This window comes from Psychrobacillus sp. FSL K6-1267 (genome assembly GCF_038003265.1).
Taxonomy (GTDB): Bacteria; Bacillota; Bacilli; order Bacillales_A; family Planococcaceae; genus Psychrobacillus; species Psychrobacillus faecigallinarum.
In genome coordinates this window covers 2648049-2671354 of sequence record NZ_JBBOOR010000001.1, presented here as the reverse complement: position 1 = coordinate 2671354, position 23306 = coordinate 2648049, and the positions used below count along the sequence as shown (strand labels likewise).

Below are 23306 nucleotides of genomic sequence, written 5' to 3'. Positions count from 1 at the left end.
CAAAACGTCCATTAAGGGAAATCAATTACATACTTTACTTATGATTATTAAAGTAGGCAGTACAGTGTATTGCGCAAAACTAAGAGTTATTGATAAGATAGAGTTAGACTAAATATAGGGGGATGAATAATAATTGTTAGGTAAAACGTATAAAATTGGAAAGAGTATTGAAGACTTGTCTATAGGAGAAAAATTATCTATAACCGAGAAGATGGAGGATAAGGATTTATTATTATATTTGGGATTGACGAATGATAATAATCCTCTATATATTCAACATGATTTTGCTTCTAAAACAGTATTTGAAAAACCAATTGTACCAACAATTATGTTAACTGGCATTGTGACTTCTGCCATTTCCAAGTATCTTCCTGGTCCGGGTTCTCATGTGAATAAGCAAGAGTTAATTTTTCCTGTACCAACCTATCATTATTCTTTAATAACTTTTACGTTTGTAATAACAGAAGTCAATGTACATAAAAATGAAATTATTATAGAAGTAGAAGGAAAAAATGAGGAAAATGCAATAGTGATGAATGGTATTCTTCATGTGACACCACCTGCTTATCGTTTCTGAAAAACTATAATAACTTCCTATTTAGTTGCAGATTTGGAATGGGGGTTTCAAATCGACTATGGAGGCCAAAATAATGAAAAAAGTATTAGTTGTAGATGATGAGAGTTCAATCGTAACATTATTAAAATATAATTTGGAAGAAGCAGGTTTTCATGTTATAACTGCTTCAGATGGGCAGGAAGGCTTAAACCTTGCCATAGAAGAACAGCCTGATGTCATTTTGTTGGACTGGATGCTACCGCGTTTAGATGGTATGGAAGTGTGTAAGGAGCTACGATTAAAAAAAATCCAGACACCGATTATAATGCTTACAGCAAAAGGAGAAGAGTTTGATAAGGTGCTTGGTCTAGAGCTAGGTGCAGATGACTATATGACAAAACCTTTTAGCCCTAGAGAGGTTACAGCTAGAGTTAAGGCTATGATACGCAGAAGTGTATTAACGTCAGAGCATCAAAAGAAAAATTCCGATGAAAGATATATATTTGGTGGACTGCAAGTATTTCCTGAACGCTTCGAAGTGATCATGAATGATAAGCAGTTGGAATTTACTCCAAAGGAATTCGAACTACTTGTTTACTTAATCGAAAACAAAAATAGAGTGCTTACCCGAGATCAGCTATTAAGCTCTGTTTGGAATTATGATTTTGCTGGAGATACTCGAATCGTAGATGTCCACATTAGTCATTTGAGAGATAAAATAGAAGAAAACAGCCGAAAACCGATTTACATTAAAACTATTAGAGGTCTTGGATATAAATTTGAGGAGCCTAAAAAAGTATGAGCTTTCACAATAGAATATTTCGTACCTATTCTATTTTAATTGGACTTATTCTAGTTGGAATAGGTCTAGCTCTTGCTCAAATCTTTCCTATTTTCATTGAACGTACTACGAGTACAAGCATTGATGGAAAAATAAACGATATTGAAAACTATCTAAGTAGTACGCAGCTTTCTATAGAACAAAGGCAAGAAGTCGTCGAGATACTTGATGCTTCATTGCTAGAAGACAATGTCAATTTTTTTCAAGGTACCTTATGGTTAGTGTTGGCAACAATTTTAATAATTGCATTTCTTATTGCTTTACTTATCGGCTTTAATATCTTAAAGAGGTATGCACAGCCTGTTGAACATTTAACTGAAACAGCTATGGAGCTAGCAAGAGGTAATTATCGTATTAGAGCTTTCGAGGATAACAGTTCAGGTATGTCAAAATTAACGAAATCAATCAATATTCTTGCAAGGAACCTACAGGATATTTCGATAATTCGTGAAACAGAAAAAGAACGACTGAAAACACTGATTGAAAACATGGGGAGCGGTCTAATAATGATCGACCGTAGTGGGATAGTTAGTATTGTTAACCGTTCCTTTCTCAATCAACTCCAGCTTAGCTTTGAACAGGTAAATGGGAAACAATTTCGTAAAATTGGCTTGCCAGAAAAGGTTGAAGCTTTTATAGAAAAGCTATTTTTGACAGAAATGCTCAGTAAAGAACAAATTGCACTGCAACGAAATTTAAGTACTAATCATATGGTAGCATATGGGGCGCCTGTTATAGGGGAGCATGGAAGATGGCTAGGAATAGTTGTTGTGATTCATGATGTCACGGAGTTAGTGAAGCTAGAACAGGTAAGAAAAGACTTCGTTGCTAATGTTTCACACGAATTAAAAACCCCAGTAACATCTATCAAAGGGTTCTCTGAAACACTTTTATACGGTGCATATAAAAAGGAAGATACCTTACTTTCGTTTTTAGAGATAATTTATAAGGAAAGTAATCGGCTACAAATGCTTATTAATGATTTACTGGACTTATCAACTGTCGAGCAAGTTGGATACGAAATTAAGTTAAATAAAGTGAAACTTTATGATGTGCTCATTCAAAGTATTGAAATGACCAATCATTTATTAGAAGAAAAAAATATGGAATTGACCCTCTCTTTGGATGAAAAGGTAGAGGTGCTAGGAGATTCCGATCGAATTATGCAAATCATGATGAACTTATTAACAAATGCAATTACCTATTCTTCTGAGGATACCTTTATCACGATTACTATTGGTAAAGATCATAAATTTGGTTACTTTACGATTAAGGATCAAGGAATAGGTATAAAAACTGAAGAAATAGATCGTATTTTTGAACGTTTTTATCGTGTAGATCGAGCTAGGAGTCGCAACTCTGGTGGTACTGGATTAGGTCTGGCAATCGTCAAGCATATAGTTGAAGCTCATCATGGTTTGATAAAAGTTGAAAGTGAGGTAGGAAAAGGTACAGCATTCACTGTGTACATTCCACTCATGAATAGTTAATGGAGGTCATCATGAATAATCAACCCTTTATCCCTATTATAATTGGGACAGATATGAATGCTTACAATATGTCTATTTCCTTCCACGAGGAATACGGTATCAAGCCAATTTTAGTTGGGAAGGAAGAAATGTCCTTCACTAAATTGAGTAGTGTTATAGGTCATATAGAGATACACCCAAACTTATGGGACAAGTCGGAATTCGTGTCCGTTTTAACTGAAGTTGCAAAGAAATATAAAACGGCCGATAAGAAGTTATTATTAATAGGCACAAATGATTTTTATGTGCGTTTGATCATTGAAAATGCAGATGTTTTAAAAGAAATGTTTGTGTTTAATTATATGCCCGAGGATTTAATGAACAACCTTTTAGTAAAGTCTAATTTTTATAAGCTCTGTGAAGAGCATGGTATAGATACACCTAAAACGTATTTTTACTCTTGCGCTAAAAAACAACCATTTACAGAAGATGTCCTTTTCCCATTAATCATCAAGCCTAGTAATGGGGTTGAATATTATAAGCATAAATTTGTAGGTCAACAAAAAGTATATAGAGTTGAATCTCAGCAGGAATTAGATGACGTGATTCGCAAGGTAAATGAAAGTGGCTATGAGGAAGACTTAATCATCCAGGATTATATTCCTGGAGATGACACATATATGTGGGATTCTGTGTTTTATGTTAGCTCGGAGGGCAAGGCGCAGCTAAGTACACTTGCTCAAGTAGTTTTACAAGAGCACACGGTTACGGCGATTGGAAACTATACCGCACTTATTACTCGCTATGATGAAGAGTTAATGAAAAAGCTTCAACACTTCCTTGAGGCGATTGGATATGTCGGTTTTGCTAACTTCGATTTAAAATATGATGAGCGAGATGGCAAATATAAAGTATTTGAAGTTAATATTAGACAAGGTCGATCTAGCTACTATGTTACTGCACTCGGACATAACATGGCTCGATATATGGTGGATGATGTGATTTACCATAAAGAAAAACCGCTAACCCTACTAAATGAACATTACTTGTTCACAGTAGTTCCTAAAATAGTTTTAAAGAAATTCGTGGATAATCTTTCTATCCAACAGGAAATTCGTTTGCTATTAGGTGAAGGTAAGTGGGGGAACCCATTGTTTTATAAAGGGGATAAGAATTTGAAACGTAAGTTCTACCTGATGGCCCGTCAGGTGAATTATTATAAAAAATATCAAAATAATAAATGGTAAGTTAAGTTTTACAAGAAATTCACACGCCATTTACAATACTTTGATACATTTTATATAGACCCCTTTTCCAAACGAAATACTTTAAAAGGCTAGCACTAGTTGCTGGCCTTTTATTGTGTAGTATAATTCTAATTAATTCAAGATACATAAAAAGCAGGAACGAGAGATGAGAGATTTCCGCTTTAGTCGGACGCTTTCCGTGGGATGAGCGATAAGCCATCACCGTCGCTTGCGCGTCGTTTGTGATGTCTTATCTGTCTCATTCATCCCACTGGAGTCGCCGCCTTCCGCTTCAATCATCTGTTTAGTATTAATGAGAAAGTCATATGAGCGAATTTAACTATATAAAGTTATCAATGACAGATAATTTACTGGAAGAGTGAGAACAAGAGATGAGAGATTTCCGCTTTAGTCGGACGCTTTCCGTGGGATGAGCGATAAGCCATCACCGTCGCTTACGCGTCGTATGTGATGTCTTATCTGTCTCACTCATCCCACTGGAGTCGCCGCCTGCCGCTTCAATCATCTGTTAAATATTAATGAGAAAGTCATATGAGCGAATCTAACTATATAAAGTTATCAATGACAGATAATTTACTGGAAGAGTGAGAACAAGTGAGGGCAGATTTCCGCTTTCGTCGGATGATGGAGGGATCAATAAGCCATCGCATTCGTCTACGAGTCTTAAATTGAACAGGAGTGAAACTGATGAAAAAATTAGATGAAAAACTGTGTGAAAAAATTAAATATGCTTTATCTAATTCCTGGTCTATTGAATCGAGTACTAAATGGAGTAAAGAGAATATAGCAAAAGGTCAATGTGGTGTAACAACTTTAGTAGTTCATGATTTATTGGGTGGAGAAATTTTGAAAACTAAGCTATTAGACGACTGGCATTTTTATAATAGTATTAATGGCAAACGTTATGATTTTACTGACAGTCAATTTAAGGGAGCAATAGAGTACATGGACGCTCCCTCAAACAGAGAAGAAGCTTATTTAGATACCAATGAAACAAAATACAGTTACTTGAAACAAAAAGTATTAAATATACTAGAACAACTTTTATAATAATTATTTAATGGATTTATGGTAAAATCGGAAAAAGGTAATATATGGGGATTTTATGGAACTTATCAATATATTGTTCGGATTTATAGTTTGTATTTGTATTTGTATTTGTATTTGTTCTGTATTGAATATACTACTTAAGACGACCAAAAAAAGAGATTGGCTTATTACATTCTTAATAAGTCTAGCTTTACCAATAATAATAGTGCCTTTGTTAGGGTGAGGATTAAGAGAAGTTTATTGAACTAACACGGCTTTAGTTTAACAAGCAAAGTCAATTTTCTATGTCCTCATTGTGAACATATAGCGGGTAACGGAAATTGAATAATAACATCGAAGGGCATCTATTGGGTGCTCTTTTTATATTTGAAAGTAGAAAAGTAATATGAAACATTAACTTTACTAATATTCAGAATAGACTGATAATAATATTAGTATTAATTACTTTATTAGTGGTGGAGGATATTTTATGAGCGGGAAAAACAAAGAAGAGACACACGTATCATCGTTAGTTGAAAAAGCATCTGAACTATTAGAAAAAGAAAAAATTGACCTTTCGTTAGAAGATATTGAAAATCTAATGCAACTTGCACCAAATATTAAAGATATGTTCTTAAAAGTAACCGATTTGTCCAGTAGTTCATCACAAAATGTTTTTGACGTTTTAAAACAGATTATATTAGTCTATAAGGATGAATTGAAAAGAGTTGATATTACTCAAGAACAAAGGGAAGCGATTTACGATCGAATGGATAAACATGCTCAGAGTGCACGCGAACAAGACGATAGTAATAAAAAGTTCATTGTTGGTGTAATTGCAACAGTACTAACTGTAGCTGGAGGTGCAGCTGTTAAATATGGTCCAAAGATTATTGGTGGTTTGATTAAGAAATAAAATACGAAGTCAGCTTGAAGCAGCTTTTTAATTACACATCAGGAACCTAATGCGTATGAATTTATTTAAAGGGGTTATTAGTATGATTCATTATAGTCATATGCCAGAAGGCTATGTTTGTCCATTTTGTCTTTTGGTAAAAGGTATTGAGGATAAAGAAGACAAGCTAATCCAATCTAAACAGCAAGATATTGTGTACAAAGATGATTATGTAACGGCTTTAATCGCAACATTGTGGTGGCCAAATAATAAAGCACATGTAATCATCGTTCCAAATAAACATTTTGAAAATATTTTCGACTTACCTGTTGAATATGCTACACGAATTCATAAGTTGGCGCAGAAGATATCCTACGCATTAAAGGAGTGCTACAGATGCGATGGTATCTCCACTCGACAACATAACGAACCTGGAGGAAGCCAGGATGTTTGGCATTATCATTTACATGTTTATCCACGCTATAATAATGATGATCTTTATCGAACCGACGGCAAGTTAAGTTCTTCAGAGGAAAGGCTAAGCTATCCTGAACAGTTAAGAACCTGGTTTGAAATAGATAAGTTGAATAATGATAAATGAAATTCACAAAATACATATTCCCACTTTAACAAATACGGCATTTTAGTTTAATAAAGGTCTAGATTATTACGGTAAAGTTGGATTGTGGAGGGGGATAATATGTCAAAGTATATTAGTATATTTTTCTTAACTTTAATGGTTAGTGTAATTTTCTTTTTTCTATTTGGAAATGTGTTTGATGGCGGTGATGCTACCGAAACAGCAATCTATATATTCGGTACAATAATTGTTATACTTCTATCATTTATGATTTCACTCATGTACTACTTAATAAATTTGTTGAATTTATTAAAAAGGAAACTTTAACATGACTTTTAACTAAAGGGGCAGGGAGTTAGGAAAATATGAAACCATTACAAGGGAAAATTGCTGTTGTTAGTGGTGCATCCCGTGGGGCGGGTAGGGGCATTGCTTTTCAACTAGGCAGTTCAGGAGCGACGGTGTATGTGACAGGACGGAGTGTAAAGGGGTCTACAACCGATAATCGACCAGAAACCATTGAAGAAACTGCCGATGGTGTTACTTCTAGAGGAGGTAAAGGCATCGCAATACAGTGTGACCATACAAGTGAAAATGATGTAAGGAACTTATTTGAGCAAATTGAAAGGGAACATGGTCGCATTGATATTTTAGTTAATAGTGTATTTGGTGGATCCGAAAGTTCTCTACCATCAGTTGATGGGCGGCATTTTTGGGAACGACCACTGGAGCATTGGGATGCTATGATGGTTGCTGGACCTCAAGCTTACTTGCTGACTACTCGATACGCTGTACCTCTGATGGCCCAACACCATAAAGGGTTAATTGTAAATATTACATTTTTTATCAAAGACACAATCTCAAGTAATTTATATTACGATTTAGCTATGAATGCTATCAATCGAATGACACTAGGAATGGCAAAGGAATTAAAGGACTACAACGTTTCAGCCGTTGCTGTTTGCCCAGGTTGGATGAGAACAGAAAGAGTTATAGATTCGGGTTTTGGACCAGAGGATGGAACAACTGAAACGACGGCGTATGTAGGCCGTGCGGTTGTCGCATTGGCATCAGACACCACGGTATCTAAGTTTTCTGGAGAAACAATAATGGTGGCTGAACTAGCGAGAAAATATGGCTTTACCGATGTCGATGGAACTCAACCTTTGCCGTATGAATGATAATCAGCTTCCTGTCTATAGAGAGCGAGAGTTGAAAATCATTTAATTATTAATACAAAAGAATGATAGTGAAATATTGCACTTAAACTAACGGTGTGCTTTACTTCAAGAAGGAGTAAAGCACTTTTTCTTATTGAGCTAAGCAACGGGTTAGTAGAACAGTGTTGTTTAAGTTGTGTTCAACAAACGCGTCATTTTAACTGAATAATACAAGGGGGTATTAAATATGTCTAAAGATGTTATTGCCATTGTAGCCATAGTTTCTTTTGTGATATGGATTGCGGTTTCCCGAGAGGCTGCAAAACCTTCAAAAGAGATAAATTGGCGAAAAATGTTAACCTTACTGTCCGCAGGATCTTTATCGGCATTAGTTATAACTATTTCGCTTTTTCAAAGCCTGCCGTTTTAGTTCCGTTAATAATGTGCGATTGTTGACCCCCTAAAATAGTAATATTAAAAGGATTATTGCTAACTTAATATAATAATAAACTTAGGGTATGTTTTTTTCTAGCAGGGGACAGTATATTTCAGCTATGTTTTCATTTAAACGGTAATATGTCTATATGAAGGTAGTTTTTATAATACTAGCACTTGCAATTGTTTGTTTATCTTTATAAAACTAAACAAGTACGAATGGGTTACCAACTATCCTCCTATAATACTTGGAATTAACAACTATTTTTTAAATAGATTTTAAAAAATCACCTTTAGACATTTCTGGAAGGTGATTTTTTGTTGGATATTTATGTTAAAATTAAAAAGTAATTATAAGCAAATATGTGGTAGTCAAGAAGTAAATAATGTACAGGGGGAATTAGTATGAAAAAGGGATTGATAAGTACTATTTTTGGAATAAGCATCATATTTGGTGGATTATGGATGGGTGGACACGCTTTTGCTACAACCGAGATTGATAAAGATCAGAATACTTCTATTGAAGAAGCACAAGAAATTCTACTTGATACAGAAGTGGAAGGTATGTTTGAATATCGTCATGATATGGACTTTTATGAAGTAATCGTTCCAAAGGAGGGCATTCTAACAATCAACTTAAATTCAGTGTATATGGGAACTTATTTATCCATTTTAGATACAAATTTAAATTATTTAAATGAAATATCTGTTAATACATTTAAAAATGTTACTGAAAATGATGGAATATCGATAAATATTCCAAAGGGTACATACTATTTTAAAGTAGAAACTGACGGTGCTCCATCAAGTGGAGGGGCATACAGCTTTAAAACAGAATTTATAAAAAAACAAGTAAAACCACAAAAGGTAATGTGGGGTAAAACGGAACTAAAATTAGGTCAAATCGGTAAGGTGACGATTCATCAAGACACTAATCTAGTTAAATTACAGAGCAATGGAACTTTAACAACCATTCGCCCATTGAAAAAGGGGGAAGAATATCGAGTGTATAGTTATAAGAGTAATCATGGAGGCTTGTATGGAGTAGGGGGAGGTAATTTTGTGCAAAAGAATATTAAAGTCAAATATGAAACTCCATCAAAGGCTAAAATGTCTTTGTTAGTACAATAACAAAATGCCTTTTCAATAAAGAAAAAATTTAATATTTTATATATAAAACCCTCTTTTAGCTTCACCTGCAAAGGATCCTCATTCACTACTATCAACAAGTGGTGGGTTAATTCTCTTAAAAATTGCACCAATATAGGAACTACTGCACTTGCATACATTAATACAAGCTTTTATATTTACTAAAAGGGGTAACGCTAGGGAAATCGCCAATTTACAACTTTAAAATTATTACAAATAGCGTTCTACTATCCATCCCTAAACTCTGAATTAGGATTTCTACCAGCCTTAAGTGAGCAGGTCCATGTAAAGGGTTAAGCGAGAAAATGACTGAAAATCTTAAAACTACACAATACTTTTCCGACAAACGGGTTATTTAGTATTAATTAATGAGCTTGGAGATACATTTTCCAGCTCATTTTTTATTGCACTTTTAAATCACCCTTAACTTTTAACGTAGCATAAAAAATCTAAATATTTATATTTTTGAAACCAACTACCCTTTCTTTCCGTAAAAGAATTATATAGAGAGAAAGGGGAAAAGATATGAGTACAAAAAGATTATTGACCATTATTGCTGTTTCTATAGTTGGAATTATTCTTTTATCCGCAGTATTTACTTCTTGGTATACAGTAGATGAATCAGAACAGGCAATCGTCATTACGTTTGGTGAGGCGAGTGAGCCAATAACAGAGTCTGGTTTGAAATTTAAACTTCCTTGGCCAATTCAGAAGGTAGAAAAGTTATCAAAAGAAACTTTTAGCCTTCAGTTTGGATACAAGCAGGATGAGAGTGGGGAAATAACTTCATATGACAAGGATACAAAAATGATAACAGGTGATGACAATATCGTATTGACGGACCTAGTAGTACAATATAAAATTACCGATCCAAAATCGTACCTATTTAATTCCGAAAATCCAAAAGAAATGTTGCATGATGCGACCTCAGCATCCATTCGTTCAGTTATAGGGAATTCTAAAATTGATGATGCATTAACTTCTGGGAAGGCTCAAATAGAAGCAGATACAAACGAGCTTCTAGGGTCATTGATTAAAAAGTATGATATAGGGATTACTGTCTTAACCGTAAAATTACAAGATGTAGAGCTTCCAAATGCAGAGGTCCGTGCAGCTTTCACCGCAGTAACGGATGCGGAGGAAACAAAAAATACAAAGGTAAACCAAGCAGAAAAATATGAAAATGAGAAAATAAGTGTGGCAGAGGGTGAAGTAGATGCAATTATCTCTGAAGCACGTGGTTACCAAACAGCCCGTATAGAACAGGCCTTAGGGGATGTAGCCTTATTTGATAAGCTTTATGCTGAATATCAAAATAACAAAGAGATAACAAGACAGCGATTAGTAATGGAGACATTAGATTCCGTTTTACCGGGCGCGAAAATTTATATTATGAATGATGATGGTGGAACGATGAAATACTTACCATTACAACCGCTAGAATCTACTAAACAAAATGCACCTGCAGCTACCACAACAAATGAATCGAAGACAGAAGAAGGGAGTGGACAATAATGTCAGATAACAACAACCCTTTTGCAAATTTAGAATCTAAGTTTAAGACTGTTCCGAATAAACCAAAGAAAGAAAAGACACCAATTGATTTTAAAAAGCATACTAAGTCTTTTATTACTATCTTAGTAGTCTTTGTAATAGCAGTAATTGCCCTTGCTAATATTTATGTAGTGAAAGAAGGGGAATATAAGGTTATTCGTCAGTTTGGTGAGATTAAAAGCATTAAGGATTCACCAGGATTGCATATGAAAATCCCATTTGTCCAAAGTGTAACGACCATTCCAAAATATCAAATGAATCATAATCTGTCTGAGGCAGAAATAAATACAATGGATAAACGTCGAATAATTATTGATAATTATGCAATTTGGAGAGTAGTTAATCCTAAAGATATGATATCTAATGCAGGGAATATTGTTAATGCAAGCTCACGTATGGAAGAATTCATCTATTCGGTCGTTCGTTCAGAGCTTGGTCAATTAAATTACAACGAGATTATTAATGATGAAAATTCATCTCGAGGAAGCCTTAACGATCAAATAACACAAGAAGTAAATGAACTTCTAGCAAAAGATAAATATGGTATTGAAGTAGTAGATGTACGTATTAAACGAACAGACTTGCCAGAAGAGAATGAGCAATCTGTTTATAACGAAATGATTTCCGATCGTGAAAGTGTTGCTCAAAAGTTTTTATCTACTGGTGATGCTGACAAGAGGAGAATTGAAGCAGAAACGGATAGTAAAGTTATTCAAATGCAGGCTGCTGCAAAAAAAGAAGCTGCACTTCTTGTAGCAGAAGGTGATGCTGAGGCAGCGAGAATTTATAACTCGAGCTTCTCTAAGGATCCTGAATTCTATTCGTTATACAGAACGTTAGAATCCTATAAGAAAACCATTGGTGAAGATACAATGATTATTATTCCATCAGATTCACCTTATGCTAATATCCTTTCAGGATACTTAGAATAGTATATGAATCGTCATTCCCCTTACTGTCGTGGTAAGATATAGGGAATGACGATTTTATTTTTAGCTAAATGTATTAATACGAAAATGCACTTTTAATATTGTATAGAAGCTAATGTAAAACAATATAAACCAAGGAGTGAATTTATTCATGTCTTCCGAAAAAATTCTATTATTAGATGGGAATAGTTTGGCTTATCGCGCATTCTTTGCTCTTCCTTTATTAACAAATGAACATGGAATACATACGAACGCCGTGTATGGCTTTACGATGATGCTCCAAAAAATTATGGACGAGGAAAATCCAACTCATATGCTTGTGGCATTTGATGCTGGGAAAACAACCTTCAGACATTCTACATTTGGAGAATATAAGGGTGGCAGACAGAAAACTCCACCAGAGCTTTCTGAGCAATTCCCGTATTTACGCAAGCTAATCGATGCTTATGGTATTAAACGCTATGAGCTGGAAATGTATGAGGCAGACGATATTATAGGGACGCTTAGCCGCCAGGCGGAGACGACGGGTCAGCAAGTAGTCATTGTGTCAGGGGACAAAGATTTAACTCAGCTAGCTACAGACTCCACGACTGTTTACATTACAAGAAAAGGAATAACAGATATAGAGAAGTATACACCGGAGCATGTTCAGGAAAAATACGGACTAACCCCGCTTCAAATCATTGATATGAAGGGATTGATGGGAGATGCTTCCGATAATATCCCGGGAGTTCCAGGTGTAGGAGAAAAAACAGCGATTAAACTATTAAAGGAGCATGGCTCTGTCGAAAATCTATACAAGGCACTTGACTCTGTTAGCGGTGCTAAGCTAAAGGAGAAGCTTGTTGCTAACGAGGAACAGGTAAAGATGAGTAAGGTGCTCGCTACCATTGAAACAAATGCTCCTATTGAAGTTTCACTTGAAGATATCACTTATAGCGGACCAAACATGGATGAAGTGATCTCTATATGGAAGGAACTATCCTTTAAAACTTTATTAGAAAAAACGGAATATGTGGCGGAAGAGCAATCTACTACTGAAACGAAATTTGAAATAGTAAAGGAAATAGATTTCACTTTATTAAAGGATGAAATGTCTCTTCACTTGGAATTATATGATGAACAATACCATACAGCGGATTTATTAGGAATCGCTTTATCCGATGGAGAGCAATCCTATTTTGTTCCAGGGGAAGCTGCTTTTCATTCAAAAGAATTTTGTACATGGCTAGAGGATGAGTCGAAGACAAAATATGTAGTGGACTCCAAGGCGACCCAAGCGGTAAGTAGAAAGCATGGAGTTAGCATTTCCGGAGTAGAGTTTGACCTAACGCTGGCAGCTTATATTGATAATGCCTCATTATCTGCAGACGATGTTGCATCTATTGGAAAAGAGTATGGTTATTTTAATGTATTAAGCAACGAGCAGATATATGGAAAGGGAGCAAAAAAATCTGTTCCAGAGGAAGAGAAACTGGCGGAGCATGCTACTAGGAAGGCTTTGGCTATCTGGCATTTAAAGCCTATTCTAGAAAAGAAATTAAAAGAAAATGAACAATTTAAGCTATATAAGGAATTGGAATTGCCACTTGCTTCTATTTTAGGAACGATGGAGTCGGATGGAGTAAAGGTAGATAAGCAGGTTCTTGTAGAAATGGGTCATGATTTAGAGATCAAGCTACAACAAATTGAAAAGGACATTCATGCCCTAGCAGGTGAAGCATTTAATATCAATTCGCCTAAGCAGCTTGGAGTGATTCTTTTTGAAAAACTAGGACTACCGCCAATTAAGAAAACTAAGACAGGTTATTCTACAGCAGCCGATGTATTAGAGAAGCTTGCAAATGAGCATGAAATCATAGAGCAAATTCTTCAATACCGTCAGTTAGGAAAGTTAAATTCAACCTATATCGAAGGTCTCCTAAAAGAGATCCATACAGATGATGGGAAAATCCACACAAGATATCAGCAGGCGCTTACTACAACAGGACGTTTAAGCTCTGTTAACCCTAACTTACAGAATATACCTATCCGTATCGAGGAAGGAAGAAAGATTCGTAAAGCGTTTGTTCCATCTAACCCGGAATGGGTGATGTTTGCAGCTGACTATTCTCAAATAGAGTTACGTGTGCTTGCTCATATGTCGGAGGATGATAATCTAATCGAAGCATTTAACAATAATATGGATATTCATACTAAAACTGCTATGGATGTGTTTCATGTAGGTGCAGACGAGGTTGACTCGAATATGCGCCGTGCTGCCAAGGCTGTAAACTTTGGAATTGTTTATGGAATTAGTGACTATGGTCTTTCTCAAAGCCTAGATATCACACGCAAAGAAGCGGCTGTTTTTATCGACAAGTATTTAAAAAGCTTCCCAGGCGTGAAAGAATATATGGATGAAAGTATACAAACAGCGAAACAAAAAGGTTTTGTTACTACAATATTAAATAGAAGAAGATATTTACCTGAGATTACAAGCTCTAATTTTAACTTGAGAAGCTTTGCAGAGCGTACGGCGATGAATACGCCTATCCAAGGAAGTGCAGCCGATATCATTAAAAAAGCAATGATTGATATGGCTGAACGATTAGAAAAAGAAAATATGCAAACAAAAATGCTCCTGCAAGTGCATGATGAACTAATATTTGAGGCTCCTCCAGAGGAGATAGCTCTATTAGAAAAAATTGTCCCGGAAGTAATGGAATCAGCGATTAAATTAAATGTGCCTTTAAAAGTTGAATATGCATATGGATCATCTTGGTACGATACAAAGTAAGGAGTTTTAAGTATGCCGGAATTACCAGAGGTTGAAGGGGTAGTTCGAGGACTTCAGCCAGTTGTTACGGGAAAATTGATTAAATCAGTAGATGTTTCCCCTACTATTATTCATTCAAAGGAAAATGGGAAGGAAGCAATCATTAAGGGGGCAGACGTGGAATCTTTCCAGTCTGCTCTTCCCGGAATGGCGATTGTTCGAATAGAACGCCGCTCTAAATATATTTACTTTCATTTAAAAAATCAAGACGGAGAATCATTTTTGCTTGTCTCCCATCTTGGCATGTCAGGTGCTTGGTTCTATGTACGAAGTCTTGATGACATCATGGAGGAAAAGTTTAAGAAGCATAGTCATGTTACGCTTCATTTTGATGAGGATGATATGCTTGTATATGCCGATATACGTCGGTTTGGTGAACTGCGTCTGTTAGAAACCGAAGCAGATTATCCGCCGTTACTGCTAATGGCTCCTGAACCTTTTAACAAAGGAGCGCTAGACCATTACCTAAATATGAGCCTTCTCCCACGATACGAAAATAAACCGATTAAAGAATTCATCATGGATGGCCATGTAGTCTCAGGTTGTGGCAATATATATGCAACAGAGGCGTTATTTAATCTTAGAATTCATCCTGCTCGAAAAGTAAAAAGAATTAGCAAGGAAAGAAAAATTCAATTGTTCCATGAAATTGTCGCCGTGCTATTAGACAGTATTGAAAATGGGGGAAGTACCATCTCGGATTATCGCTCTATAAATGGGGGAGCAGGAACAATGCAACATAGACTACAAATGTATAGCAAAAAAAATTGCCCAATCTGTGGGAAACCAACCAAGCAGAAAACAATTGCCGGTCGAACATCTACCTATTGTGGTTCGTGCCAAAAATAACGGAGGATTCATCATGATTATTGGTTTAACAGGAAGTATTGCTAGCGGTAAAAGTACTGTATCAAATATGTTAAAGGAAATGAATTATCCAATTATTGATGCTGATCTTGTAGCAAGAGTCGTAGTTGAAAAAGGGACCGAAACCCTACAAGCGATTATAAATGTGTTTGGGGAAGATATACTAACTTCAGATGGAGATCTAAATCGTCCAAAACTTGGAGAAATCATTTTTTCCTCGCCCGCTAAAAGAAAGCAGCTAAATGACATAATGCACCCAGCTATTCGAGCTGAGATGATGAGGCAAAAGGAAGAGCTTTTGGAAGCGGGTTACCCAACTATTATTATGGATATTCCCTTACTGTTTGAAAGTAGACTACAATCCTATGTCGATAAGATTATTGTTGTAACTGTATCAGAAGAAACGCAATTGAATAGGCTAATGTCAAGAAACAATTATTCTATGGAGGAAGCAAAGGCAAGAATCCAATCACAGCTGCCGCTCTCTATAAAGGAAAAGGGTGCAGATGCTGTTATTTATAATAATGGTACTTTAGAGTCTACTCAGGAGCAATTAGAAAAAATTTTAAAATCTTGGAAAAAATAATTATTTGAAAATAATGAATTTTAAAATGGGCTATTTTAAGGCTACATAATTCTAAAAATGTGTTATACTAATGCATGATTATAAAACAAAAAGTATCACACGTTACGGGAGGACTTATTATATGTCAGCTTCAATTGCAATCAATGGTTTTGGACGAATCGGGAGAATGGTATTTCGCCAAGCAATCGTACAAGAGGATTTAAATGTAGTAGCTATCAATGCGAGATACCCATTAGAAACTTTAGCTCATTTAATTAGATATGATTCTACGCATGGCACTTTCACTGGAAAAATTGAAATAGGCGAAAATGCTTTAATCGTTAACGGTAAAAAAGTACAAATCGTAAATGAACGTGAGCCTGAAAAGTTACCATGGAAAGAATTGAACGTGGATATCGTTATTGAATCCACAGGAAAATTTAATGATGGTGAAAAAGCATCTGGTCACTTGAAAGCAGGAGCGAAGAAAGTTGTAATTACAGCACCTGCCAAAAATGAAGATGCAACGATTGTTATTGGTGTAAACGACGATAAGTTAGATGTGAAAAATCACCAAATCATTTCAAATGCAAGCTGTACAACAAACTGCTTAGCGCCCGTTGTCAAAGTATTGAATGATGCATTTGTAATTGAAAATGGTTTAATGACTACGGTTCATGCATATACAAATGACCAAAATAATTTAGACAACCCACATAAAGACTTAAGACGCGCACGCTCATGTGGACAATCGATTATTCCAACATCGACCGGTGCTGCGAAAGCACTTTCATTGGTTCTACCAGAGCTAGAAGGGAAGATTCATGGAATGGCTTTGCGTGTACCTACTCCTAATGTTTCTTTAGTTGATTTAGTTGTGGATGTTCAAAAAGAAGTGACAGCTGAAGAAGTAAATGCTGCCTTCAAAAAAGCAGCTGAAGGTTCTATGAAGGGTATTTTAGGAATAACTCATGAGCCGTTAGTTTCCATTGATTTCAATACAACTACTAATTCTAGTACGGTAGATGGTTTGACGACTATGGTAATTGGCAAAACAAAAATTAAAGTTCTAGCCTGGTACGATAATGAATGGGGCTATTCTGCAAGAGTAGTTGACCTTACTAAAAAAGTAGCAAGTGGTCTTTAATCGTCAATTTCTAGACAGCTAATTTTAGCTATTCTTTGCGTATAAATAATTTTTATCTCCTGTTAATAACATATTTCCATCCTCTTTCTAGAATTAGTAGAAAGAGGATTTTTTATATTGCATTATTAAAAAAACTGTTTTATAATGGGAATCGTGTACTTCTAGTACATGGACTACTTAAAGGGTTAGGACCTCTTTGGACTAACTTTCCCCCGTGGTAGTCAACTTTGATGTTAAAAATAAAACTAATCAAAGGGGGAAACGGACATTGGAGACAATGGGACGTCACATTATTGCAGAACTATGGGAGTGCGATTTCGACAAACTTAACGATATGCAATTTATCGAGCAAACATTTGTTGATGCTGCACTAAAATCTGGTGCAGAGGTAAGAGAAGTTGCTTTTCACAAATTTGCACCACAAGGTGTAAGTGGAGTCGTTATTATTTCCGAATCGCATTTAACGATTCACAGCTTTCCAGAGCACGGTTATGCAAGCATTGATGTGTATACTTGTGGTGATTTAGATCCATCAATCGCAGCTAACTATATCGCAGATGCTCTTAATGCTGGAACGCGCGAAACGCTCGAAATGCCACGTGGTATGGGGCCAGTTAAGACACCTCAAGAACGCATGACAGTTCAAGCGTAAATGAAACATAATGCCTAAATGAGTGAGCAGAGGAACTTATTCCTCTGCTTTTTCGATTTTATGAGAAAAAATTGTTATAATAGGAATACAAAATTATAGATAAGATTTAGGAGAGGTTCTATGAGATGCCCAGCATGTCAATTTAATGGCACTAAAGTAGTCGATTCACGACCTATAGACGATAACAAAGCGATTAGAAGAAGGAGAGAGTGCGAAGACTGTGGTTTCCGCTTCACGACTTTTGAAAAAGTAGAGGAGACTCCATTAATTGTAGTAAAGAAAGATGGCTCACGAGAAGAATTTAGTCGTGAAAAAATATTACGTGGATTAATTCGTGCATGTGAAAAGAGGCCAGTTGCACTTGACCAATTAGAGGAGATCGTGTTTTATATTGAGAAGGAGCTAAGAAGAACTGGTAACTCTGAAGTGAAATCAGAGGAGGTAGGCGAAAAAGTCATGGACAAGCTTGCTGAAATCGATGAAGTTGCCTATGTTCGCTTTGCTTCCGTTTATCGTCAATTCAAGGATATCAATGTATTCATCGATGAATTAAAGGAAATCTTGAAAAAGAACCCTTCATTATAAGTTATTAATTAGAGAGTAGGTTAACAAGTGATGTTATATAAGGAGCTACATTCAACAGATACATATATGATTCGCTTGCCATATTCTTTTTCTGATTATGATCGTCAATTATTGACGTTATTTTATCAGCCGCTAGTAGGTGCTGAAAGTATTAGTCTCTACTTGACTTTATGGGCTGATGGAGAGATGAAAGATAACGAACAATGGACGCATTATCATTTATTAAACGTCTTAGGTTTGTCACTAGGTAAAATTTTTCAGGCTAGAATTGCCCTGGAAGCAATAGGCTTGCTTCGTACTTGGCAAAAGTCAACTGAGGAAGGAAGAACCTTCTATTATGAGCTCGAGGCTCCTTTGGATGCAGAGTCCTTTTTAAAGGATCCCTTATTATCTATGTTTTTACTAAATAAAATTGGGGAAAATGCATATAAACAGCTAAGAAACCGTTACATACAAAAGCCTAACTGGCATGAAGAGTTCACAGATGTTTCTAGAACGTTTGTTGATGTCTTTAAGCCATCAACAAAAACGGGTACTTCGATATCAACGCAAGAGCAATTTCAATCAAAGAAACGAAATAATTCTGTGCCGTTCTATTATGAAGATTTTGACTTTGTTTTATTGCAGGAAGGGTTATCAGAACAGTTGGTGCCCAAGTCAGCAATGACATTGGAAGCAAGAGAAATAATTGCGAAATTGGCTTTTTTGTATAATTTATCACCAATAGAAATGCAAAAGGTTGTTATTTTGGCATTGGATGATGATCTCAATCTTTCTGATGCTAGATTGAAAAAAGCATGTGCCGAGTATTATAAGCTAACAGTTTCTCGAACTGCCCCAGTTCTTCAAAAAATAGAGCTATCAGAGAAACCAGTACAGAATGTAGAGAAAAAGCTAACGAAAGAGGAAGAGTTGATTCAATATTTGGAAACAACTGCTCCTGCAAAGGTTTTAAAGGATATTGCTAATGGAAAAGAGCCTATACTTGCAGATGTTCAGTTAGCCAATTATTTTGTCACACATTATAAAATGCCAATTGGTGTAGTGAATGTCCTCTTACAATACGTTCTTCTGCGAACGGACATGAAACTAACAAAGAATTACGCAGAGAAGATTGCATCACACTGGATGCGTAAGGATATCAAAACGGCTAAAGAAGCTATGGAGCTCGCAAGAAATGAGCATGAGCAATATATGAAGTGGAAAAATGAAGGCTCTAAACAGAAATCCTATTCGAAAAAACCTACTAGGGAAGAAAAGGTGCCAGATTGGTTTTATAAAAAAGATGACGAGCTGAAACAGTCAGGAAAAGAAACAAATGGAATTCAGGATATTGATGCAGAGAGACAAAAATTACTAGAAGAACTAGGTATGAAGAAAAGGTAGGTGAATAAAATGGAGCGAATCAATGAAACACTCAAAAGAGTGATTACTCCCGAATTTACTTCTCGATTGGACGAATTACAGCAAGAAGTATTGGAGGATCCGGGTATACAAGGATTTATAGAAGAAAACTCCGAAGATATCTCGAAACAGGTAATAAGTCGAAGCTTGAGTAAGCTATATGAATATAAATCTCAGTCTCATGATTGTAATGAATGTCCCTCGCTAGAGCAGTGTGCGAACTTTATGAAGGGCTATGAGCCGAAGCTAGTGTTAGATCGAAACCTAATAGATGTAGAATATGTAAGGTGTAAACGAGGAGTAATAGAGGATGAACGTAAAAAAGTAACCTCTATGATAGACAGCATTCATATGCCTAAAGAAGTGATGGAGGCGAGTCTCTCAAGTTTAGATTTACAGGATGACAGTAGGGTAGTTGCGGTAAGGGCTGCTAAAGACTTCTTGAACGAATGGGAAAGAACAAATGTCTTGCCAGCTAAAGGACTCTATATTTACGGTAAGTTTGGTGTTGGTAAATCCTATCTATTAGGCGCATTAGCCAACGAGCTAGCCGCTAGACATATTCATTCTGTCGTTGTATATGTGCCGGAATTTCTGCGAGAAATGAAACAAGCGATACAAGATCAGTCTCTACCTGAAAAAGTAGAGTTTGTGAAAAAGGCCCCAGTGCTAATGCTTGACGATATTGGAGCGGAAACCATGTCTAGCTGGACAAGAGATGAGATTATAGGCACAATTCTCCATTATAGAATGTCAGAGCAACTCCCGACGTTTATGTCCTCGAACTTTAACTACGATGAATTACAACATCATCTTTCCTACACGCAACGTGGAGAAAAAGAGGTAGTAAAGGCAGGGCGTATTATGGAGCGGATTAAAGCACTCACTAATCCAGTTGCTCTACGAGGGAAAAACTGGAGAGAGCTTAAATAACTACTTGCAAATGATAAAGTCGTGGCGTATAATCATTTTCATAAGAATAAGAATAATGCGTTGAAGAGGACAATAATCAGTTTGTACGACTTATAGAGAGAGAAGCCTTGGCTGGAAGCTTCTTAAGTATCGACAATCGATTTACCACCTCCGAGCAGTAGCTGTGAAATTGAAGTAGCAGTTGCCGGTCACCGGCCCGTTAGCCGATGCAGAGCTTCATCTATACTCGTATAGATAGAAGAAGGGTGGAACCACGATTTAAACCTCGTCCCTTTACCGGGATGGGGTTTTTTATTTTGTCTAAAATAAATAATCGTATTACCTGAACAGGCTTAGCTGTTCAAGGAAAGAACAGTTTTGAAGCCAGCATTTAATCTAAAACAATTAAGGAGTGTTCAAAATGGCAGATGTTATTAAGTTACAATTCCCAGATGGAGCAGTAAAAGAGTTTCCTTCATCTACAACTACAGAAGAAATAGCTCAATCTATTAGCCCTGGGCTGCGTAAAAAAGCTTTAGCAGGTAAATTAAGTGGTAAGCTGATTGATCTAAAAACACCTATTACAGAGGATGGGGAGATTGCAATCATCACTCCGGAATCAGATGAGGCATTAGAAATTCTTCGTCACAGTTCTGCGCATTTATTGGCACAAGCAGTTAAACGTCTTTTCAAGGATGTTAAATTAGGTATTGGTCCAGTTATTGAAAGTGGATTCTACTATGATATAGATTCTCCAGAGCCAATAACAGCAGATGACCTACCATTGATCGAAAAAGAAATGAAAAAAATCATTAATGAAAATATCGAAATTATTCGCCACGATGTTTCTCGTGAAGCAGCTTTTGACAAATTTAAAGATGATGAGTATAAAGTAGAGCTTTTAGAAGCAATTCCTGCTGGTGAACAGGTTTCTATTTATGAGCAAGGTGAATTCTTTGACCTTTGTCGTGGAGTCCATGTACCATCTACAGGCAAGTTAAAGGAATTCAAGCTATTAAGCATAGCAGGTGCTTATTGGAGAGGTAACAGTGACAACAAGATGCTTCAACGTATTTACGGAACTGCCTTCTTCAAAAAAGAAGACCTTCAAGCTCATTTGAAAATGTTGGAAGAAGCAAAAGAGCGTGATCACCGTAAAATTGGTAAAGAACTCGAACTTTTCACTAACTCATTGAAGGTAGGACAAGGTTTACCTCTTTGGTTACCGAATGGAGCAACTATTCGACGTGTAATCGAGCGTTATATCGTGGATAAAGAGCTGAAGCTCGGCTATAAACATGTATACACACCTGTGCTGGGTTCTAAAGATCTTTATGAAACTTCAGGCCATTGGGAGCACTATCAAGATTCTATGTTCCCACCAATGGAAATGGATAACGAAACATTAGTATTGCGTCCGATGAACTGTCCGCATCATATGATGATTTTCAAAAATGGCATGCATTCATACCGCAACCTCCCATTACGCATTGCTGAGCTCGGTACTATGCATCGTTACGAAATGTCGGGAGCTGTATCGGGACTTCAACGTGTTCGCGGGATGACTTTAAATGATGCTCACCTTTTTGTACGTCCAGATCAAATCAAAACTGAATTCCAAAAGGTTGTAGAACTAATCATCTCTGTTTACAAAGACTTTGACTTAAATGATTATTCTTTCCGTTTATCTTACAGAGATCCAAACAACAAAGAAAAATACTTTGATGATGATGAAATGTGGGAAAAAGCTCAAAGCATGCTAAAAGAAGCAATGGATGAGTTAGGTTTAGATTATATCGAAGCTGAAGACGAGGCAGCATTCTATGGCCCTAAATTAGATGTACAAGTAAAAACTGCGATTGGTAAGGAAGAGACTTTGTCTACAGTTCAATTAGACTTCTTGTTACCTGAGCGTTTCGACTTAACATATGTAGGAGAAGACGGTAAACCTCATCGTCCGGTTGTTATTCACCGTGGAGTCGTTTCAACTATGGAACGTTTTGTCGCATTCCTGATTGAAGAATACAAAGGTGCTTTCCCAACTTGGTTGGCTCCAGTGCAAGTTGAGCTTATACCAGTTTCCAATGAAGTGCATTTCGATTATGCGAAGCAAATTGAAGAGCAATTGGTTGCTGCTGGATTCCGTGTAGAAATGGACGACCGTGAAGAGAAGCTTGGTTACAAAATTCGTGAAGCGCAAATGCAAAAAATCCCGTACATGCTTGTTTTAGGCGATAAAGAGTTAGAGGCTGGGAACGTTAACGTACGTAAATACGGAGAACAAAACTCTGAAAGCATACCTTTCGATGAGTTCTTAACTAGAATCCAAGAAGAAGTAAAACACTAATTAATAATTATTGAATAATCTTGTTGACAACTATTGTTACAGATGGTATAGTTATTAAGGTTATTGAATACAAGTTTGTGGTATAAGAAGAGGCTGCCCGCTTCTCACCTGTTCGACACGTTAGGTTGTTGACTGGTAAGCACA

Annotated in this window: 22 protein-coding genes and 1 other annotated feature; all 22 genes read left to right on the top strand. The window is 36.3% G+C overall.

The annotated features are described in order from the left end of the window. Positions 1–133: 133 nt before the first annotated feature. The 22 genes from MHB55_RS13600 to thrS all read left to right on the top strand — a co-directional run bounded on the left by MHB55_RS13600 (position 134) and on the right by thrS (position 23162). Positions 134–577 carry a MaoC/PaaZ C-terminal domain-containing protein gene (locus MHB55_RS13600; protein ID WP_229654041.1) on the top strand — a complete coding sequence of 148 codons (444 nt, stop codon included), beginning with the start codon at positions 134–136 and terminating at the stop codon, positions 575–577. A gap of 70 nt (positions 578–647) precedes the next feature. After that, the gene (locus MHB55_RS13595; protein WP_144537110.1) at positions 648–1358 is read left to right on the top strand and encodes a response regulator transcription factor; all 711 of its coding nucleotides are present in this window, start codon (positions 648–650) and stop codon (positions 1356–1358) included. Next, positions 1355–2887, top strand: coding sequence for a two-component system histidine kinase PnpS (gene pnpS, locus MHB55_RS13590; protein WP_340863433.1), 1533 nt, complete (start codon positions 1355–1357; stop codon positions 2885–2887). Before MHB55_RS13595 ends, pnpS begins: the two co-directional genes overlap by 4 nt. 11 nt (positions 2888–2898) lie before the next feature. Beyond that, entirely contained in the window at positions 2899–4113 is a 1215-nt protein-coding gene (locus MHB55_RS13585; RefSeq protein WP_154310413.1) for a carboxylate--amine ligase, read from the top strand. Positions 4114–4821: 708 nt separating this feature from the next. After that, a complete protein-coding gene (locus tag MHB55_RS13580; protein ID WP_340863432.1) occupies positions 4822–5184 on the top strand; it encodes a YunG family protein in 363 nt (120 codons plus the stop codon). Positions 5185–5653: 469 nt separating this feature from the next. Then, positions 5654–6079, top strand: coding sequence for a hypothetical protein (locus MHB55_RS13575; protein WP_144535422.1), 426 nt, complete (start codon positions 5654–5656; stop codon positions 6077–6079). A gap of 82 nt (positions 6080–6161) precedes the next feature. Beyond that, entirely contained in the window at positions 6162–6659 is a 498-nt protein-coding gene (locus MHB55_RS13570; protein ID WP_340863431.1) for an HIT family protein, read from the top strand. 99 nt (positions 6660–6758) lie between these two features. Beyond that, entirely contained in the window at positions 6759–6965 is a 207-nt protein-coding gene (locus MHB55_RS13565; protein ID WP_144535425.1) for a hypothetical protein, read from the top strand. Between the two features lie 38 nt (positions 6966–7003). Further along, positions 7004–7819, top strand: coding sequence for an SDR family NAD(P)-dependent oxidoreductase (locus MHB55_RS13560; protein WP_144535427.1), 816 nt, complete (start codon positions 7004–7006; stop codon positions 7817–7819). 226 nt (positions 7820–8045) lie between these two features. Next, positions 8046–8228, top strand: a complete 183-nt coding sequence (locus MHB55_RS13555) for a hypothetical protein (RefSeq protein WP_144535429.1) — start codon at positions 8046–8048, stop codon at positions 8226–8228. A 410-nt stretch (positions 8229–8638) separates the two neighbouring features. Next, complete coding sequence (locus MHB55_RS13550; RefSeq protein ID WP_144535430.1) at positions 8639–9364, top strand: hypothetical protein; 726 nt, start codon at positions 8639–8641, stop codon at positions 9362–9364. Positions 9365–9907: 543 nt separating this feature from the next. Then, positions 9908–10897 (top strand): FtsH protease activity modulator HflK, encoded by a 990-nt coding sequence (gene hflK, locus MHB55_RS13545; RefSeq protein WP_144535432.1) that lies wholly within the window; start codon positions 9908–9910, stop codon positions 10895–10897. Continuing rightward, positions 10897–11868 (top strand): protease modulator HflC, encoded by a 972-nt coding sequence (hflC, locus tag MHB55_RS13540; protein WP_144535434.1) that lies wholly within the window; start codon positions 10897–10899, stop codon positions 11866–11868. Before hflK ends, hflC begins: the two co-directional genes overlap by 1 nt. Before the next feature lie 148 nt (positions 11869–12016). Beyond that, positions 12017–14644 (top strand): DNA polymerase I, encoded by a 2628-nt coding sequence (gene polA, locus MHB55_RS13535; protein WP_340863430.1) that lies wholly within the window; start codon positions 12017–12019, stop codon positions 14642–14644. A gap of 12 nt (positions 14645–14656) precedes the next feature. Continuing rightward, positions 14657–15532 carry a bifunctional DNA-formamidopyrimidine glycosylase/DNA-(apurinic or apyrimidinic site) lyase gene (gene mutM, locus MHB55_RS13530; protein WP_151113570.1) on the top strand — a complete coding sequence of 292 codons (876 nt, stop codon included), beginning with the start codon at positions 14657–14659 and terminating at the stop codon, positions 15530–15532. Between the two features lie 13 nt (positions 15533–15545). After that, the gene (coaE, locus tag MHB55_RS13525; protein ID WP_151113572.1) at positions 15546–16136 is read left to right on the top strand and encodes a dephospho-CoA kinase; all 591 of its coding nucleotides are present in this window, start codon (positions 15546–15548) and stop codon (positions 16134–16136) included. Between the two features lie 121 nt (positions 16137–16257). Then, positions 16258–17262 carry a glyceraldehyde-3-phosphate dehydrogenase gene (locus MHB55_RS13520; protein ID WP_340863429.1) on the top strand — a complete coding sequence of 335 codons (1005 nt, stop codon included), beginning with the start codon at positions 16258–16260 and terminating at the stop codon, positions 17260–17262. A 268-nt stretch (positions 17263–17530) separates the two neighbouring features. Beyond that, on the top strand, positions 17531–17914 hold the full coding sequence (gene speD, locus MHB55_RS13515) for an adenosylmethionine decarboxylase (RefSeq protein WP_144535443.1): 384 nt from the start codon (positions 17531–17533) through the stop codon (positions 17912–17914). Positions 17915–18034: 120 nt separating this feature from the next. After that, positions 18035–18499: a transcriptional regulator NrdR gene (nrdR, locus tag MHB55_RS13510; RefSeq protein ID WP_144535444.1), complete on the top strand. Its 465-nt coding sequence runs from the start codon at positions 18035–18037 to the stop codon at positions 18497–18499. A gap of 30 nt (positions 18500–18529) precedes the next feature. Further along, on the top strand, positions 18530–19885 hold the full coding sequence (locus tag MHB55_RS13505; RefSeq protein ID WP_340863975.1) for a replication initiation and membrane attachment family protein: 1356 nt from the start codon (positions 18530–18532) through the stop codon (positions 19883–19885). Positions 19886–19894: 9 nt separating this feature from the next. Beyond that, on the top strand, positions 19895–20836 hold the full coding sequence (gene dnaI / locus MHB55_RS13500) for a primosomal protein DnaI (protein ID WP_154310435.1): 942 nt from the start codon (positions 19895–19897) through the stop codon (positions 20834–20836). Between the two features lie 51 nt (positions 20837–20887). After that, positions 20888–21112, top strand: a binding site (T-box leader). Positions 21113–21236: 124 nt separating this feature from the next. Continuing rightward, positions 21237–23162, top strand: coding sequence for a threonine--tRNA ligase (gene thrS, locus MHB55_RS13495; protein ID WP_144535449.1), 1926 nt, complete (start codon positions 21237–21239; stop codon positions 23160–23162). Positions 23163–23306 lie beyond the last annotated feature (144 nt).